This window comes from Variovorax sp. KK3 (assembly GCF_001984055.1).
Lineage (GTDB): Bacteria > Pseudomonadota > Gammaproteobacteria > Burkholderiales > Burkholderiaceae_C > Variovorax.
This window is the reverse complement of sequence record NZ_LYVO01000027.1, coordinates 27,365-41,925: the sequence shown is the minus strand read 5'-3', so window position 1 is coordinate 41,925 and position 14,561 is coordinate 27,365. Positions and strand designations below refer to the sequence as shown.

19 protein-coding genes are annotated in these 14,561 nt (G+C 68.6%); 16 read left to right on the top strand and 3 right to left on the bottom strand.

The window, feature by feature from the left end; translation table 11 throughout:
• Positions 1 to 56 precede the first annotated feature (56 nt).
• Complete coding sequence (locus tag B0W80_RS15115; RefSeq protein WP_256856585.1) at positions 57 to 404, top strand: YbaN family protein; 348 nt, start codon at positions 57 to 59, stop codon at positions 402 to 404.
• 215 nt (positions 405 to 619) lie between these two features.
• Complete coding sequence (locus tag B0W80_RS15110) at positions 620 to 1,384, top strand: hypothetical protein (protein WP_256856584.1); 765 nt, start codon at positions 620 to 622, stop codon at positions 1,382 to 1,384.
• Here the strand turns inward: B0W80_RS15110 and phnN are convergent.
• Genes phnN through phnF form a run of 3 tightly spaced genes read right to left on the bottom strand, consistent with a single transcriptional unit; the run spans position 1,381 to position 3,396 of the window.
• On the bottom strand, positions 1,381 to 1,932 hold the full coding sequence (phnN, locus tag B0W80_RS15105) for a phosphonate metabolism protein/1,5-bisphosphokinase (PRPP-forming) PhnN (protein WP_076999972.1): 552 nt from the start codon (positions 1,930 to 1,932) through the stop codon (positions 1,381 to 1,383). The two genes, B0W80_RS15110 and phnN, sit on opposite strands and share 4 nt — an antisense overlap.
• Positions 1,929 to 2,636 carry a DUF1045 domain-containing protein gene (locus B0W80_RS15100; RefSeq protein WP_076999971.1) on the bottom strand — a complete coding sequence of 236 codons (708 nt, stop codon included), beginning with the start codon at positions 2,634 to 2,636 and terminating at the stop codon, positions 1,929 to 1,931. Before B0W80_RS15100 ends, phnN begins: the two co-directional genes overlap by 4 nt.
• Complete coding sequence (gene phnF / locus B0W80_RS15095) at positions 2,629 to 3,396, bottom strand: phosphonate metabolism transcriptional regulator PhnF (RefSeq protein ID WP_076999970.1); 768 nt, start codon at positions 3,394 to 3,396, stop codon at positions 2,629 to 2,631. The genes B0W80_RS15100 and phnF overlap by 8 nt, the downstream gene beginning before the upstream one ends.
• Positions 3,397 to 3,473: 77 nt before the next feature.
• Here phnF and phnG point away from each other — a divergent pair, with 77 nt between their 5' ends.
• The 14 genes from phnG to B0W80_RS15025 all read left to right on the top strand — a co-directional run bounded on the left by phnG (position 3,474) and on the right by B0W80_RS15025 (position 14,557).
• Positions 3,474 to 3,989, top strand: coding sequence for a phosphonate C-P lyase system protein PhnG (gene phnG, locus B0W80_RS15090; protein WP_076999969.1), 516 nt, complete (start codon positions 3,474 to 3,476; stop codon positions 3,987 to 3,989).
• Positions 3,986 to 4,630: a phosphonate C-P lyase system protein PhnH gene (phnH, locus tag B0W80_RS15085; RefSeq protein ID WP_076999968.1), complete on the top strand. Its 645-nt coding sequence runs from the start codon at positions 3,986 to 3,988 to the stop codon at positions 4,628 to 4,630. The genes phnG and phnH overlap by 4 nt, the downstream gene beginning before the upstream one ends.
• 3 nt (positions 4,631 to 4,633) lie before the next feature.
• Positions 4,634 to 5,728, top strand: a complete 1,095-nt coding sequence (locus tag B0W80_RS15080; RefSeq protein ID WP_076999967.1) for a carbon-phosphorus lyase complex subunit PhnI — start codon at positions 4,634 to 4,636, stop codon at positions 5,726 to 5,728.
• Positions 5,725 to 6,618, top strand: coding sequence for an alpha-D-ribose 1-methylphosphonate 5-phosphate C-P-lyase PhnJ (locus B0W80_RS15075; protein WP_076999966.1), 894 nt, complete (start codon positions 5,725 to 5,727; stop codon positions 6,616 to 6,618). Before B0W80_RS15080 ends, B0W80_RS15075 begins: the two co-directional genes overlap by 4 nt.
• On the top strand, positions 6,615 to 7,424 hold the full coding sequence (phnK, locus tag B0W80_RS15070; RefSeq protein WP_076999965.1) for a phosphonate C-P lyase system protein PhnK: 810 nt from the start codon (positions 6,615 to 6,617) through the stop codon (positions 7,422 to 7,424). Before B0W80_RS15075 ends, phnK begins: the two co-directional genes overlap by 4 nt.
• The gene (phnL, locus tag B0W80_RS15065) at positions 7,421 to 8,137 is read left to right on the top strand and encodes a phosphonate C-P lyase system protein PhnL (protein WP_076999964.1); all 717 of its coding nucleotides are present in this window, start codon (positions 7,421 to 7,423) and stop codon (positions 8,135 to 8,137) included. Before phnK ends, phnL begins: the two co-directional genes overlap by 4 nt.
• Positions 8,134 to 9,288, top strand: a complete 1,155-nt coding sequence (locus tag B0W80_RS15060; protein ID WP_076999963.1) for an alpha-D-ribose 1-methylphosphonate 5-triphosphate diphosphatase — start codon at positions 8,134 to 8,136, stop codon at positions 9,286 to 9,288. Before phnL ends, B0W80_RS15060 begins: the two co-directional genes overlap by 4 nt.
• A 148-nt stretch (positions 9,289 to 9,436) precedes the next feature.
• Positions 9,437 to 9,688, top strand: a complete 252-nt coding sequence (locus tag B0W80_RS15055; protein WP_076999962.1) for a type II toxin-antitoxin system Phd/YefM family antitoxin — start codon at positions 9,437 to 9,439, stop codon at positions 9,686 to 9,688.
• Positions 9,685 to 9,939 carry a Txe/YoeB family addiction module toxin gene (locus B0W80_RS15050; RefSeq protein WP_076999961.1) on the top strand — a complete coding sequence of 85 codons (255 nt, stop codon included), beginning with the start codon at positions 9,685 to 9,687 and terminating at the stop codon, positions 9,937 to 9,939. Before B0W80_RS15055 ends, B0W80_RS15050 begins: the two co-directional genes overlap by 4 nt.
• A gap of 99 nt (positions 9,940 to 10,038) precedes the next feature.
• Positions 10,039 to 10,881: a phosphonate ABC transporter ATP-binding protein gene (gene phnC / locus B0W80_RS15045; protein WP_077000011.1), complete on the top strand. Its 843-nt coding sequence runs from the start codon at positions 10,039 to 10,041 to the stop codon at positions 10,879 to 10,881.
• 54 nt (positions 10,882 to 10,935) lie between these two features.
• On the top strand, positions 10,936 to 11,880 hold the full coding sequence (gene phnD / locus B0W80_RS15040) for a phosphonate ABC transporter substrate-binding protein (protein ID WP_076999960.1): 945 nt from the start codon (positions 10,936 to 10,938) through the stop codon (positions 11,878 to 11,880).
• A 151-nt stretch (positions 11,881 to 12,031) separates the two neighbouring features.
• The gene (phnE, locus tag B0W80_RS15035; RefSeq protein ID WP_076999959.1) at positions 12,032 to 12,838 is read left to right on the top strand and encodes a phosphonate ABC transporter, permease protein PhnE; all 807 of its coding nucleotides are present in this window, start codon (positions 12,032 to 12,034) and stop codon (positions 12,836 to 12,838) included.
• A gap of 2 nt (positions 12,839 to 12,840) precedes the next feature.
• Complete coding sequence (locus B0W80_RS15030) at positions 12,841 to 13,398, top strand: phosphonate degradation HD-domain oxygenase (protein WP_076999958.1); 558 nt, start codon at positions 12,841 to 12,843, stop codon at positions 13,396 to 13,398.
• Between the two features lie 115 nt (positions 13,399 to 13,513).
• The gene (locus B0W80_RS15025; RefSeq protein ID WP_076999957.1) at positions 13,514 to 14,557 is read left to right on the top strand and encodes an aldo/keto reductase; all 1,044 of its coding nucleotides are present in this window, start codon (positions 13,514 to 13,516) and stop codon (positions 14,555 to 14,557) included.
• Positions 14,558 to 14,561 lie beyond the last annotated feature (4 nt).

The following is a 14,561-nucleotide window of genomic DNA, read 5'->3' as shown; positions in this document are numbered from 1 at the left end:
GGCCGCTTTGCCAAGGTCCTCCCGCCCTCTCGATGCGATCCTCCCGATTCACGCCCGTGCTCTGGCGCCTGCTCGCCATCGTGTGCCTTGCACTCGCCGCGCTAGGCGTCGTGCTGCCGCTTTTGCCCACGGTGCCTTTCCTGCTGCTGGCTGCTTGGTGCGGTGGCCGCGGCTGGCCGGCGCTCGAAACCTGGCTGCTTGGCCATCCCGTCTACGGTCCACCGATTCGCGAATGGCGCCGGGGCGGGGTCGTGCCGCGGCGAGCCAAGTGGGCCGCGAGTGCCGCGATGTCGACCAGTGCGATTGCCTTGCAGTTCGCGCCGCTGCCGCTCGCGGCGAGGATCGCGGCGCCGTTGTTCATGCTCGCCGTGGCCATCTGGCTGTGGCGCAGGCCTGAGCGGTAAAAGACCTTCAAGGCCGGCTCCTACGGCTGGTCGCGACATTCTGAGCTTGCCGGCATGCGCATGGCGTCTAAATTGGCGCTCGCTTCCAGGGGAGATTCGCGGCCACCATCGCATCGGCTCGACGCCGGGCATCGGCCGCACACCCATTCTTCCCTCTTCTCATGATCTCTTTTCGTTCGTGCGCCCTCGCTGTAGCAGCCGGGGCCGGCTTTGCCATGTCGACGGCCGCCGTCGCGCAAGTCTCGCCTGCACTGGACCGTTTCAGCCTGTCGGTCGGCGCCTTCGACGCCAAGCCCACCGTCAACGCGGCCGTGAACACGCCCTACGGCACCCTGGGCTCGGGTGACCTCGAAGGTGGCCGCGTGACCATGCCGCGCATTTCGGCCGACTTCCTGATCGGCGACAACCACGGCCTCTCGCTCGATTACTACCGCTTCAAGCGCGACTACGGCACCGGCTTCGCCAACAGCTTCGCGGTCGGGCCGCTGGGCAATGTGACGGCGCTCGGCAGCGTCAACCTGCAGACCAAGCTCGAGTTCGGCAAGGTGGCCTACAAATACTGGATCGGCTCGGGCAACACGGTGCTGGGCCTGGGCGCCGGCATCGCCTATTACCGTGCGAGCCTCAACAGCAGCGCGGTGGCCGGCATCAACGGCGCCACCGCCACCTTCAGCCAGGAAGACAGCGACGACGCCATCGCGCCGCTGCTCGAAGTCGGCGTGCGCCATGCCATCACACCCGACCTGCGCCTGTTCGCCGATCTCTCAGGCGTGCGCAAGGGCGGCAGCAAGCTGCATGGCCACATCTACAACGCGGCGGCCGGCGTGGAGTGGTTCCCCGTGCGCAACGTGGGCGTAGTGCTTTCCTACGGCGTCACCGAAATCGACCTGCGGCACGACTTCGGCACGGCCGGCACCGCCAACGGGCAGCTCAAGGTCAAGCTGCACGGGCCGTCGGCGTACGTCAAGGCGCGCTTCTAAGCCAGGGCCAGGCGCTCGAAGGCGCGCACCAACTGGGCGCCGGCCTCGGCCAACGCGCCGTCGTTGCGCACTTCGATCGCGTTCGCGGGCGGCTGGAACACCATCGCGCGCTGAACGCGCGCCTCGACCCACTCGGGCGTTTCGCGCCCACGCGCTGCGAGGCGCTGGCGCAGCACGTCGATGCTCGCCGTCACATGCACGACGGTGAGCTGCGGAAACTTCAGCAGCGCCTGCGGCAGGTAGGCGCGCGATCCGTTCACCAGCACCCAATGTCCGCGATGCAGCGGCTCGATTTCGTCATGGCGCACGCCGTAGCGCAGGCCGTTCGCCTGCCAGTCGAGCGCGAAAGCCTGCGCCTGGTGCAGGAGCGCGAAAGCCTGTTCGCTCACGCTGTGATGCGCCTCGTCGCCCTGCCGCGTGGGCCGCGTGATGGTGCGGCGCGCCAGATGAAGGGGCAGGTGCGGCGGCAGATGCTCCTGCAGCCACGCGATCAGGCTGTCCTTGCCGGCGCCCGACGGGCCCATCACGTAGACAAGGCGTTCGCTCATGTGCCCAGCTCCACCTGGTCGAGCAATCGGAAGTCGCTGCCGGGCTCGGGTTCGGCAAAGAGGGACAGCACGTCGAAGCGACAAGGCGGCAGCGCCTCGAAGCGGTGGCGCGCGGCTTCCGTCAGCGCTGCTACGTCCGAAGGCTCCGCATCCTTCAGCGAGCCGGTCAACGACAGGTGAAAGCGAAAGCGCTGGAGCACGAAGGGATAGCCCCAGCGCAGCAGCAAGGCATCTTCTTCGGGCGTGAGCCCGCTCGCGCGCCGGCGCACCAGCTCGTCGGGCGGGAGCGTTGCACCCAGCGCATGCAGGCGCATCACGCAGGCACCGGCGATCGTCTCGATCGCATGGGTGTCGCCGTCGGGCACCAGCGCCAGGAAGTCGTCGAGCTGCGCCACCTTCAGGCGCGGCATCGTGAAGGGGCTGAAGGCCCGCGCGAGTTCGCCGAGGGCATTGCGCAGCCGGGCCTCGTCGACGCCCGGCGCCAGCGCGAAAGGCGCCTTTAGCGTGGCGTGCCAGCCGTAGCGGCGTGGCGCACGCGTGAGTGCGTGCAGCCGCGACGCCGACACGCCCGGCACCGGCGCCAACGGCAAGGGCTCGTTGCGTGCGGCGCAGCGACCGAGCCAGCGGCTGCCGGCCAGCCACCATGCGTCGCGCTCGCGCGGCGCGAAGTAGATGGCGTAACGATGAATCGGCGCCTCATTCATCGTGGGTCACCGTCAAGGTCACGCGGTCGCCCGCGAACCAGGTGCGCGCGAACTCGATCGGCACGCCCTCGGTGTCGACGTTCACGCTCTCGACGAGCATCACCGGCCGCGTGGCCGGTTGCCGAAGCTGGGCCGCCAGCGCGGGCTCGGGCATCTGCGCCGTGACCCGGCTCTCGCGCCGCGTGTAGTCGGCCACGCCATGTGCGGTGAAGGCCGCGGTGATGGAGCCGGTCTCGCGCACCACCGCTTCGAGGCGCTCGAAGCGTGGCAGCGGAAAGAAGCGCTCGCCCACGTGCAGCGGCGCTTGCTCGGCCTCGCCCAGCACCGCGAGCCGCAGCAGCGCGCTGCGTGCCGGCAGTTGCAGCGCGCGGGCCTGGGCCGCCGTGGCGCGCACCGTGCCCGCATCGAGCACGCGCAACACGCCGCGCAGCCCGGCCTGCGCCATGCTCTGTTGATGCCGCGTGCGCCGGGCCAGTGTGAGCTCGACCGCGAAGTCCTCGACGTAGGTGCCGCTGCCCTGCGTGACGCGCAGCAGCCCCTGGCTGCTCAGGCTGGCCAGCGACCGGCGGATGGTGTGGCGGTTCACGCCGTACTGCTCGGCCAGCGCGTGCTCCGACGGCAGGCGCTCGCCAGGCGGATAGACACCGCGCGCGATGGCTTCGGCCAGCTCGGCGGCGATGCGGGTCCAGAACGAATCGCGCGTGGGGCGCGTTGGGGGGGCGGCGAGATCGAGGCTCGGAGAAGTGATCGTCGTTGTCATGAAAGGGACATGGGCCGTGCCTAAGCTGACACGCGTTGTTCGATTTGTCTATACAACTTTTCCAGGTTAGCACCCCCATGTTTCATGCCTTTGACAACCCCCCTGCCAACCGGCCGCTCGACCGGGCGCAGTGGATGGCGCTGCTGGCACGCGCGCCGCTCTCGTTGCTGGAGCCGGCGCTGGGCGAGCATGCGAAGCGTACGCCGCATTGGCTGCGCGCGCCGGAGACCGGTTTGACGATGGTCCAGGCCCGTGCCGGCGGCACCGGCGAGCGCTTCAACCTCGGCGAGGTGACCATCACCCGCTGCGCACTTCGCCTTGCCGGCGTCGCGCGCGACGAAGCGGCTGTCGGCGTCGCCTATGTGCGGGGTCGCTCCCATCGCCAGGCCCAGCTCGCGGCCGTGGCCGATGCCCTGCTGCAAGACCCATCGCAACAGCCACGGCTCGACGAGGCCCTGCTGGAGCCCATCCGCCGGCATCTCGCGCAGCAGCGCGCCGAGCGCCAGGCGCGTGCGCAGGCCAGCAAGGTCGAGTTCATCACCGTCGCGCGCGAGGCGGGCAGTGCCGACGACGCCGAAGAGGAAGAGCAATGAGCGACCATCACGCATCCATCACCGACCTGTCCGCCGTCGGCGCGGGCTTCTCCGATCTGGCACTGGGCAGCCAGGCCGTGTTTCGTGCGGCGCTGCAGGCGCTGTCGCATCCGGGCCGCATCGTCGACCTGCCGCACGACGCCGAGGTGCCGCGGCAAGGCCACGCGGCATCGGCCGCACTGCTGCTGGCCCTGCTCGACCCGGACTGCCGCCTTTGGCTCTCGCCTTCGCTGGCCGACAGCGACGCCGCCGCGTGGCTGCGCTTCCACAGCGGCTGCACGCTGGTCGACGACCCGGCCGAGGCGCAGTTCGCCTGGGTCGCCAGCAGCGACGAACCGCCCGCGCTCGACCGCTTCGCGCAGGGCAGCGACGTCGCGCCGGAACAGTCGGCCACCTGCGTGGTCGACGTGCCTTCGCTGGCCGACGGCCAGGACGAGGAAGGCTGGACCTTGCGTGGCCCCGGCATCCGCACGCAGACGCGCCTGTGCGTCGACGGGCTGCCCGACGCGCTGGCCCAGCGTCTGCTCGCGCAGCGCGCCGCGCAGCATTCGGCCTTTCCGCGCGGCGTCGACCTGTTCCTCGCCACGCAGCATCAGATCGTCGGCCTGCCGCGCACCACGCGCATCGACCTGGAGGCCTGATCGATGTACGTGGCCGTCAAGGGCGGTGAAGCCGCCATCCTGCAAAGCTATCGCCTGGTCGCCGAGCAGCGCCGCGGCGACGCCGATGTGCCGGAGCTCTCGGTCGCGCAGATCCGCGAGCAGCTCAAGCTCGCGGTCGACCGCGTGATGACCGAAGGCTCGGTGTACGACCCGGACCTCGCCGCGCTTGCGATCAAGCAGGCGGCCGGCGACCTGGTCGAGGCCATCTTCCTGCTGCGCGCCTACCGTGCCACGCTGCCGCGCCTGGGCACGAGCGTGCCGCTCGACACCTCGCGCATGGAGCTCATGCGCCGCATCTCCGCCACCTTCAAGGACCTGCCCGGCGGGCAGGTGCTGGGGCCGACCTACGACTACACGCAGCGGCTGCTCGACTTCAAGCTGCTCGCGGAGGGCGAAGCCACGCCGGCCGGCGTTGCCGTAACGACGCGAGCCGACGTGTCCGCCGCCACGCCACGCGTGGTCGACCTGCTGAACCAGGAAGGCCTGATCGAGACGCGCCCCGTGCCGGCCGGTGACCCCGCACCGGTCGACCTGACGCGCGAGCCGCTGCGATTTCCGGCGGCGCGCGCCACGCGCCTGCAGAACCTGGCGCGCGGCGACGAAGGCTTTCTGCTCGCCATGGCCTATTCGACGCAGCGCGGCTATTCGCACAGCCACCCTTTCGTCGGCGAGATCCGCTTCGGCCGCGTGGCCCTGGAGCTGGAGCCCGAAGAGCTCGGCTTTCCGATCTCCATCGGCGAGCTGGAGATCACCGAGTGCGAGATGGTCAACCAGTTCGCCGGCAGCAAGACCGAGCCGCCGCAGTTCACGCGCGGCTACGGCCTGGCCTTCGGCCACGGCGAGCGCAAGGCGATGGCGATGAGCCTGGTCGACCGCGCGCTGCGCGCCGACGAACTGGGCGAGGCCGTCGAGTCGCCTGCGCAGAAGCAGGAGTTCGTGCTGTCGCACAGCGACAGCCTCGAGGCCTCGGGCTTCGTGCAGCACCTGAAGCTTCCGCACTACGTGGACTTCCAGGCCGAGCTCGAGCTGGTGCGCCGCATGCGCGCCGCCCCCGCAGCGAAGGACGACGACCAATGACCGCCACCACCGCAGACCCGAACATCAATTTCGCCTACCTCGACGAGCGCACCAAGCGCATGATCCGCCGCGCCATCCTCAAGGCGGTCGCGATTCCCGGCTACCAGGTGCCCTTCGGCTCGCGCGAGATGCCGCTGCCCTACGGCTGGGGCACCGGCGGCATCCAGGTCACGGCCGCGGTCATCGGGCCGCGCGACGTGCTCAAGGTCATCGACCAGGGCTCGGACGACACCGTCAACGCGGTCAACATCCGCCGCTTCTTCGAGCGCACCACCGGCGTGGAAACCACCACGCGCACGCAGGCGGCCACGCTGATCCAGACGCGGCATCGCATTCCCGAAATGCCGTTGGCCGAAGGCCAGGTGCTGGTCTACCAGGTGCCGGTGCCCGAGCCCATGCAGCGACTGGAGCCGCGCGAGGCCGTCACGCGCACGCTGCACGGCCTGGCCGAGTACGGGCTCATGCACGTCAAGCTGTACGAGGACATCGCGCGCTACGGCCACATCGCCACCACCTACGACTACCCGGTGCTCGTGAACGATCGCTACGTGATGTCGCCGTCACCCATCCCCAAGTTCGACAACCCCAAGATGCACATGAACCCAGCGCTGCAGCTCTTCGGCGCCGGCCGCGAGAAGCGCATCTATGCCGTGCCGCCCTACACACCGGTCGAGAGCCTGGGCTTCGAGGACCATCCCTTCGAGGTGCAGCGCTGGGACGCGGCCTGCGCGCTGTGCGGTGCGACCGACAGCTTCCTCGACGAGCTGATCACCGACGACCGCGGCACCCGCATGCACGTGTGCTCCGATTCGGACTACTGCCAGTCGCGGCAGGATGAAGACGCCGACGTGGCACCGGTGCGCGGCGACCGTATGACGGAGGCAGCATGAGTGCCGTGCTGGCTGAGGTAGCCGCAGCCGAACACCCCGAACCCTTGCTGCGCGTGCGCGGCATCCACAAGCGCTACGGCGATCGCATCGCCCTGCACGATGCATCGTTCGAACTCTGGCCCGGCGAGGTGCTCGCGGTGGTGGGCGAGTCGGGCTCCGGCAAATCCACGCTGCTCAATGCGGTGGCGGCCCGCGACAAGCCCGACGCCGGCAGCGTGCAGTTCCGCACGCGCGGCGGCGGCCTGCGAGAGGTGTTCGCGATGAGCGAGGCCGAGCAGCGCCTGCTGGCGCGCACCGACTGGGGCTTCGTGCACCAGCACGCGGCCGAAGGGCTGCGCATGGACGTGTCGGCCGGCGCCAACGTCGGTGAGCGGCTGATGGGCCTGGGCGAGCGCCACTACGGCCGCCTGCGCGCCAGCGCCACGGAATGGCTGCAGCGCGTCGAGATCGACGCCGCGCGCATCGACGACGCGCCGCGCACCTTCTCCGGCGGCATGCGCCAGCGCCTGCAGATCGCGCGCAACCTGGTCACGCGGCCGCGCCTGGTCTTCATGGACGAGCCGACCTCCGGCCTCGACGTGTCGGTGCAGGCGCGCCTGCTCGACCTGCTGCGACAGCTCACGCGCCAGATGCAGCTCGCCGCCATCATCGTCACGCACGACCTCGCGGTGGCGCGCCTGCTCGCGCACCGGATGATGGTGATGCAGAAGGGCCGCGTCGTCGAGGCCGGCCTCACCGACCAGGTGCTCGACGATCCTCAGCACGCCTACACCCAGCTTCTCGTTTCTTCGGTCCTGCAGCCATGAACACACCCCTGCTCCAACTCCAGGGGGTGGCCAAGCGCTTCACCCTCCATCACCAGAACCAGCTCGCGCTGCCGGTCTTCGACGGCGTCGAGCTCAGCGTCTCGCCCGGCGAATGCGTGGTGCTCGATGGCGCTTCGGGCCTGGGCAAGAGCACGCTGCTCAAGCTGATCTATTCGAACTACCGCGCCAGCGCCGGACGCATCACCCTGCATCTGCCCGGCCGCTCGCCGGTCGAGGTGACCGAGGCCACGCCGCGCGAGATGGTCCGGCTGCGCCGCGACACCATCGGCTACGTCAGCCAGTTCCTGCGCGTCATCCCCCGGGTGCCGGCGCTCGACGTGGTGGCCGAGCCCTTGGCCGAGGACGCGGGCGACGACCCCGCGGCGCTCGAAGCCGCACGCGCCGAGGCACGCCGCTGGCTCGAGCGCTTGCGCATCCCCGAGCGCCTGTGGCACCTGCCGCCCGCCACCTTCTCGGGTGGCGAGCAGCAGCGCATCAACATCGCGCGCAACATGATCAAGCCGAAGCCCTTGCTGCTGCTGGACGAGCCCACGGCGTCGCTGGATGCGGCCAACACGCGCACCGTGATCGAGCTGATCCGCGAGGCGACCGCCCGCGGCGCTGCGCTCGTGGGCATCTTCCATGACGCGGACGTCGGCGCCGCCGTGGCGACCCGCCGCGTCAATGTCGCCGACTTCAGGAGCCCCGCATGAGCGAGCCCATCGTCTTCGCCAACGCCCGCATGGTGCTGCCCGACGAGGTCGTGCGCGGCAGCCTCTCGGTGGCCGACGGCCGCATCGCCGCGCTGGACGCCGGCAACACCGCGACCGGCATCGTCGATCTCGAGAACGACTACCTGCTGCCCGGCCTGGTCGAAGTGCACACCGACAACTTCGAGCGCCACCTGATGCCGCGCCCCAAGGTGCAGTGGGCCGAGATGCCCGCGCTGCTGGCGCACGATGCGGAGGTGGCTGCCGCCGGCATCACTACCGTGTTCGATGCGCTCGGCGTGGGCGAGGCCGACCCCGAGAGCCTGCGCGGCAGCACCTGGACCACCACGCTCGCCACGCTGGACAACTGTGCGCAGAAGGATCTTCTGCGCGCCGACCACCACCTGCACGTGCGCTGCGAACTGCCGGCGCCCAACACCATCGAGCTTTTCGAGCCCTTCCACGGCCACCCGCGCGTGACGCTCATTTCGCTGATGGACCACACGCCCGGCCAGCGCCAATGGGAGAACATCGAGGTCGCCCGCATCTACTACACGGGCAAGAAGGGCTGGAGTGCCGAGAAGTTCGAGCGCCAGGTCGCGCATGCCGCCGTCCTGCAGTCGCAGTACGCCGAGCCGCACCGGCGCCACTTCGTCGACTACTGCCGCGCGCACGGCATCGCACTCGCCAGCCACGACGACACCACCATCGCGCACGTCGAGCAGGCCCACGCCGAGGGCGCGAGCATGTCGGAGTTTCCGACCACGCTGGCGGCTGCTTCCGCAGCACGCGAACGCGGCCTGGCCACGGTGATGGGCGGCCCGAACGTCGTGCGCGGCGGTTCGCACTCAGGCAACGTCTCTGCGGCCGAGCTGGCACGCAACGGATTGCTCGACATCCTGTCTTCCGACTACGTGCCGGGCAGCCTGCTGGGCGCGGTGATGCGCCTCGTCGCCGACGACATCTTCACGCTGCCGCAAGCCATGGCCACCGTCACCCGCGCCCCCGCCAAGGCCACCGGCCTCGACGACCGCGGCGAACTCGCACCAGGGTTGCGCGCGGACCTGGTGCGCGTGCGCATGGCCGAGCTGCCGGATGGGTCGCGGCATGCGGTGGTTCGTGGGGTTTGGCGGGAAGGGCGGCGCGTGCTTTGACGCGCGGCTTGGCGGTCTGATCGATTGGTGGCTTGGCAATGCATCGCCGGTTGCTGCGCCTCGGCGAATCGGCGAAGGCCATACGTGGCCCGGTCTGTCTCTGTCGTGCCAATATGTACAATAACGCGTACATATTCTGGGGCATTCAATGAACGCCATCACCTACACCTCCGCTCGTGCCAACCTTGCCAAGACGATGGACCGCGTCTGCGACGATCACGAGCCGCTCATCATCACGCGCAACGGCGAGCAGTCGGTCGTCATGTTGTCGCTGGAGGACTTCCAGTCGCTGGAAGAAACGGCCTACCTGCTTAGAAGTCCCGCCAATGCACGGCGGCTGCTTGCAGCGGCCGAGGCGCTCGAAGCCGGTCGAGGGAAGATGCGAAAGCTTGCCAAGTGAAGTTGATCTTCGCCGAGCAGGCGTGGGAAGACTACGGGTACTGGCAGCTCCAGGACAAGCGCATCGTCAAACGCATCAATGAGCTGATCGAACACACGATGCGCGAGCCCTTCGCGGGCATTGGCAAGCCCGAGCCGCTGAAACATGCCTTGGCCGGGTTTTGGTCTCGGCGGATCACCGACGAGCACCGCATGGTGTACCGGACGGAAAAGGACGCGCTGTTGATCGCCCAACTGCGCTACCACTACTGAGTACCCGGCGCGGCTGACACACCCCCGTCGTCAAAGCGTCAAGAGCACGTCACAGGCGAGCGTCAGACTTCAGTTGTCTAGACGACTTCGACCATGACGATGGAAACAGCCCTGCGCATCCGCCAGCTCGACAAGCATTTCGCCAACGGCCGGCACGCCCTTCGCAACATCGATCTCGATGTGGCCAAGGGAGAGATGGTGGCCTTGATCGGCGCCTCGGGCTCCGGCAAGTCCACGTTGCTGCGTCACGTCGCCGGGCTGGTGGCGGCCGACGGCGGCAGCGAGTCGCTGATCGAGATCGACGGCCGGCGCGTGCAGCAGCGCGGCCGCATCGACCGCGACATCCGCCGCGTGCGCGCGCAGGTCGGCTTCGTGTTTCAGCAGTTCAACCTGGTGGCGCGGCTGCCGGTGCTGGTCAACGTGATGGTCGGCGCGCTGCACCGCATGCCCTGGTGGCGCAGCTGGAGCCGCAGCTTCACGCGCGACGAGCGGGCACGGGCGCTCGATGCGCTGACGCGCGTGGGCATCGCGGAATGCCAGGCGCAGCGCGCGTCAACCCTTTCCGGCGGGCAACAGCAGCGCGCCGCCATCGCGCGCACGCTGGTGCAGGGCGCCAAGGTGGTGCTGGCCGATGAGCCCATCGCCTCGCTCGACCCGGAGTCGTCGCGCAACGTGATGGAAATCCTCGCGCGCATCAACCGCGAAGACCGCTGCACCGTGATCGTGTCGCTGCACCAGGTCGAGATCGCCATGAAGTATTGCCCGCGGGTCATCGCGCTCAAGCAGGGCGCGATCGTCTACGACGGCCCGTCGTCGGCGCTGAACGCGGGGCTGCTGCGCGAGCTGTACGGCGTGCAGGCCGACGAACTGCTGGCGCCGTCCAGCGCCGGCGGCCAGGTGCACGTGCTGCCGCAGCCCACGCTGGTGCCGCTCGCAGCCTGACGCTTCTTTGCTTACGTCCTTCTTTCTTCTCTTCCTTCAACCTGGAGCCACTCCATGATCAAGAAACTGTGCGCGGCCCTCGCCCTGGGCCTGGGCATGACCGCCGCGCTCGCGCAGGACATCGCCTTCGGCATCATCTCGACCGAGGCGACGCAGAACCTCAAGCAGGACTGGCAGCCGCTCATCGACGACATGAGCAAGCAGACCGGCCTCAAGGTCACAGCCTTCTTCGCGCCCGACTACGCCGGCATCATCGAAGGCATGCGCTTCAACAAGGTGCAGCTCGGCTGGTTCGGCAACAAGTCGGCCATGGAGGCGGTGGACCGCGCCAGCGGCGAGGTGTTCGCGCAGATGGTGAATGCCGACGGCACCCAGGGCTACTACTCGCACCTGATCGTGCACAAGGACAGCCCGCTCAACACGCTCGACGACGTGATCAAGAACGGCAAGTCGCTGAGCTTCGGCAACGGCGACCCGAACTCGACCTCGGGCTTCCTGGTGCCCAGCTACTACGCCTTCGCCAAGAACAAGGTGGACGCCAAGTCGCTGTTCAAGCTCACCCGCAGCGCCAACCACGAGACCAACGCGCTGGCCGTGGCGAACAAGCAGGTGGACGTGGCGACCAACAACAGCGAAAACCTCGACAAGATCAAGGACCGCGTGCCCGAGAAGTTCAAGGACATCAAGATCGTCTGGACCTCTCCGCTGATCGCCCTCGACCCGCTGGTGATGCGCACGGACCTGCCGGAAGCCACCAAGACGAAGCTGAAGAACTTCTTCTACAACTACGCCAAGACCGATGCGCGCGAGAAGGAGATCGTGATGAAGATCTCCAAGCTCTCGGGCTTCAAGGAGTCGAGCGACAAGCAGCTGCTGCCGATCCGGCAGCTCGAGCTCTTCGGCCAGCGCAACAAGATCGAAGCCGACTCGGCCATCGCCGATGCCGACAAGCAGGCGCGCCTGGCCGACATCGACAAGAAACTCGCAACACTGAACTAGTTCACCCCCAGGCTCCCCACACTTCGTGTGGTCCGCCAACCCCCTCTCCGGGGGCAACACCAGCGGCCCGGCAAAGCCGGTTCCGCGGTGTTCCCCGAACGAGCCAGGCTTTGCCGGCCAATGGACCGTCTGGCAGCCGGAGATTCTTGACATGCAACCCTCGATCACGAACATTCATCCGCCTGTGCCCGGAGCGGCCGCGCCCAAGCGCGGCTTGGCCTGGCAGCTCTCATGGGCCATGTTGCTGCTGCTCCTGGCCGCTTCGTGGCAGGGCGCCGACATGCGGCCCTTCGAGCTGTGGCGCGACTCCGGCAACATGGCCACCTACGCCTCGGAGTTCTTCCCGCCGAACTTCACCGACTGGCGCATGTACGCGCAGGAAATGATCGTCACGCTGCAGATCGCGCTGTGGGGCACGGCGCTGGCGGTGGTCGCGGCCGTTCCGCTCGCGTTGCTGGCCTCGGCCAACATCGTGCCGTGGTGGGTCTATCAGCCCATGCGCCGGCTCATGGATGCATGCCGTGCCATCAACGAAATGGTGTTCGCGATGCTCTTCGTGGTCGCGGTAGGCCTGGGGCCTTTCGCCGGCGTGCTGGCGCTGTGGGTGCACACCACCGGCGTGCTGGCCAAGCTCTTCGCCGAGGCCGTGGAGTCGATCGATCCGCAGCCGGTCGAGGGCATCCGTTCCACCGGCGCGAGCGCGCTGCACGAAATCGTCTACGGCGTGATTCCGCAGGTGATGCCGCTGTGGATCTCGCATGCGCTGTACCGCTTCGAATCCAACGTGCGCTCGGCCTCGGTGGTCGGCATGGTGGGCGCGGGCGGCATCGGCGTGGTGCTGTGGGAAATCATCCGCGGATTCCAGTACGCGCAGACCTGCGCCGTGATGATCATCATCGTCGTCAGCGTGAGCCTGATCGACCTGGTGTCGGCCCGCATCCGCAAGCTGCTGGTCTGAACATGCCGCTCCAGTTGTCCGAGATCGCCCGGCTGCTCGAAGCCAAGGGCCAGCGCCAGTACGGCCGCGAAGCCGTGAGCCAGCTCGACCACGCCCTGCAATGCGCGCAGCTGGCCGAAGAGGCCGGCGAGACGCCGCAGACCATCGTCGCGGCGCTGCTGCACGACCTGGGCCATCTGCTCGCGACCGAGCGCGCGGGCGAGGCATCGCAGCCGCAGCAGCAGCGTGACGACCTGCACCAGTACATCGCGCTACCCTTCTTGCGCGGCCTGTTCGCGCCGGCCGTGCTCGACCCGATCCGGCTGCACGTGGACGCCAAGCGTTACCTGTGCGTGACGGAGTCCGGCTACTGGGACACGCTCTCGCCGGCATCGAAGCGCAGCCTCGAACTGCAGGGCGGCATCTACACCGACGAGCAGGCGCAGCGCTTCATCGACCAGCCCTTCGCGGCCGAGGCCGTGCGGCTGCGGCGCTACGACGACTTCGCCAAGGTGCCCGGCAAGCCGACACCGACGCTCGGCCACTACATGGACATGGCCCGCGCGCTTGCCACCGCCTGAGGCACCCTGCCTTCGCGGGTTTGCAGGATCGGGCAAGCTCGCGCCACGATCCGGCATGCGGGCGCAGCGGGTCGAGGCCGATACTGTGCGGCTTCGACAACAAGGAGTCCTTCGCATGCGCTATCGCAGATTCGGCCGTACCGGCCTCTTCGTTTCGGAACTGTGCCTCGGCACCATGACCTTCGGCGGCGAAGGCGGCATGTGGGGACAGATCGGCCAGCTCCAGCAGGCCGAGGTCGACCAGCTCGTCGGCCGCGCGATCGACGCCGGCATCAACTTCATCGACACCGCGAACGTGTACGCCGGCGGCCGCTCGGAAATCATGACCGGCCAGGCGCTCAAGAACCTCAAGATCCCGCGCGAGAACGTGGTCGTCGCCACCAAGGTGCTGGGCGAGATGGGCCCCGGCCCCAACGAGCGCGGTGCTTCGCGTCATCACATCGTGCATTCGGTGCACGCGAGCCTGAAGCGCCTGCAGCTGGACCACGTCGACCTGTACCAGATCCACGGCTTCGACCCGGCCACGCCCATCGAGGAGACGCTGCGCGCGCTCGACTCGCTGGTGCAGCAGGGCCTGGTGCGCTACGTCGGCGTGTCCAACTGGGCCGCCTGGCAGATTGCCAAGGCGCTCGGCATTTCGGAGCGGCTGGGCCTCGCGCGCTTCGAATCGCTGCAGGCCTACTACACCATCGCCGGCCGCGACCTCGAGCGCGAACTGGTGCCGATGCTGCAGAGCGAGCAGGTCGGCCTCATGGTGTGGAGCCCGCTGGCCGGCGGCCTGTTGAGCGGCAAATACGCGCGCGATGGCGGCGCCGGTTCGGCCGAGCAGGGCAGCCGCCGCACCGCCTTCGACTTTCCGCCGGTGAACAAGGACCGCGCCTTCGACGTCATCGACGCGATGCGGCCGATCGCCGAGGCGAAAAAGGTGTCGGTCGCGCAGATCGCACTGGCCTGGCTGCTGCACCAGCCCGTGGTGACCAGCGTGATCATCGGCGCCAAGCGTGCGGACCAGCTCGACGACAACATCGCCGCGACGGCGGTCACGTTGAGCGCCGACGACCTGTCGAAGCTTGGCGAGGTGAGCGCGCTGCCGGCGGAGTACCCGGGGTGGATGCTGGAGCGGCAGGGCGGGGCGCGGCGCAAGCAGTTGGCGGGGTAGGCCG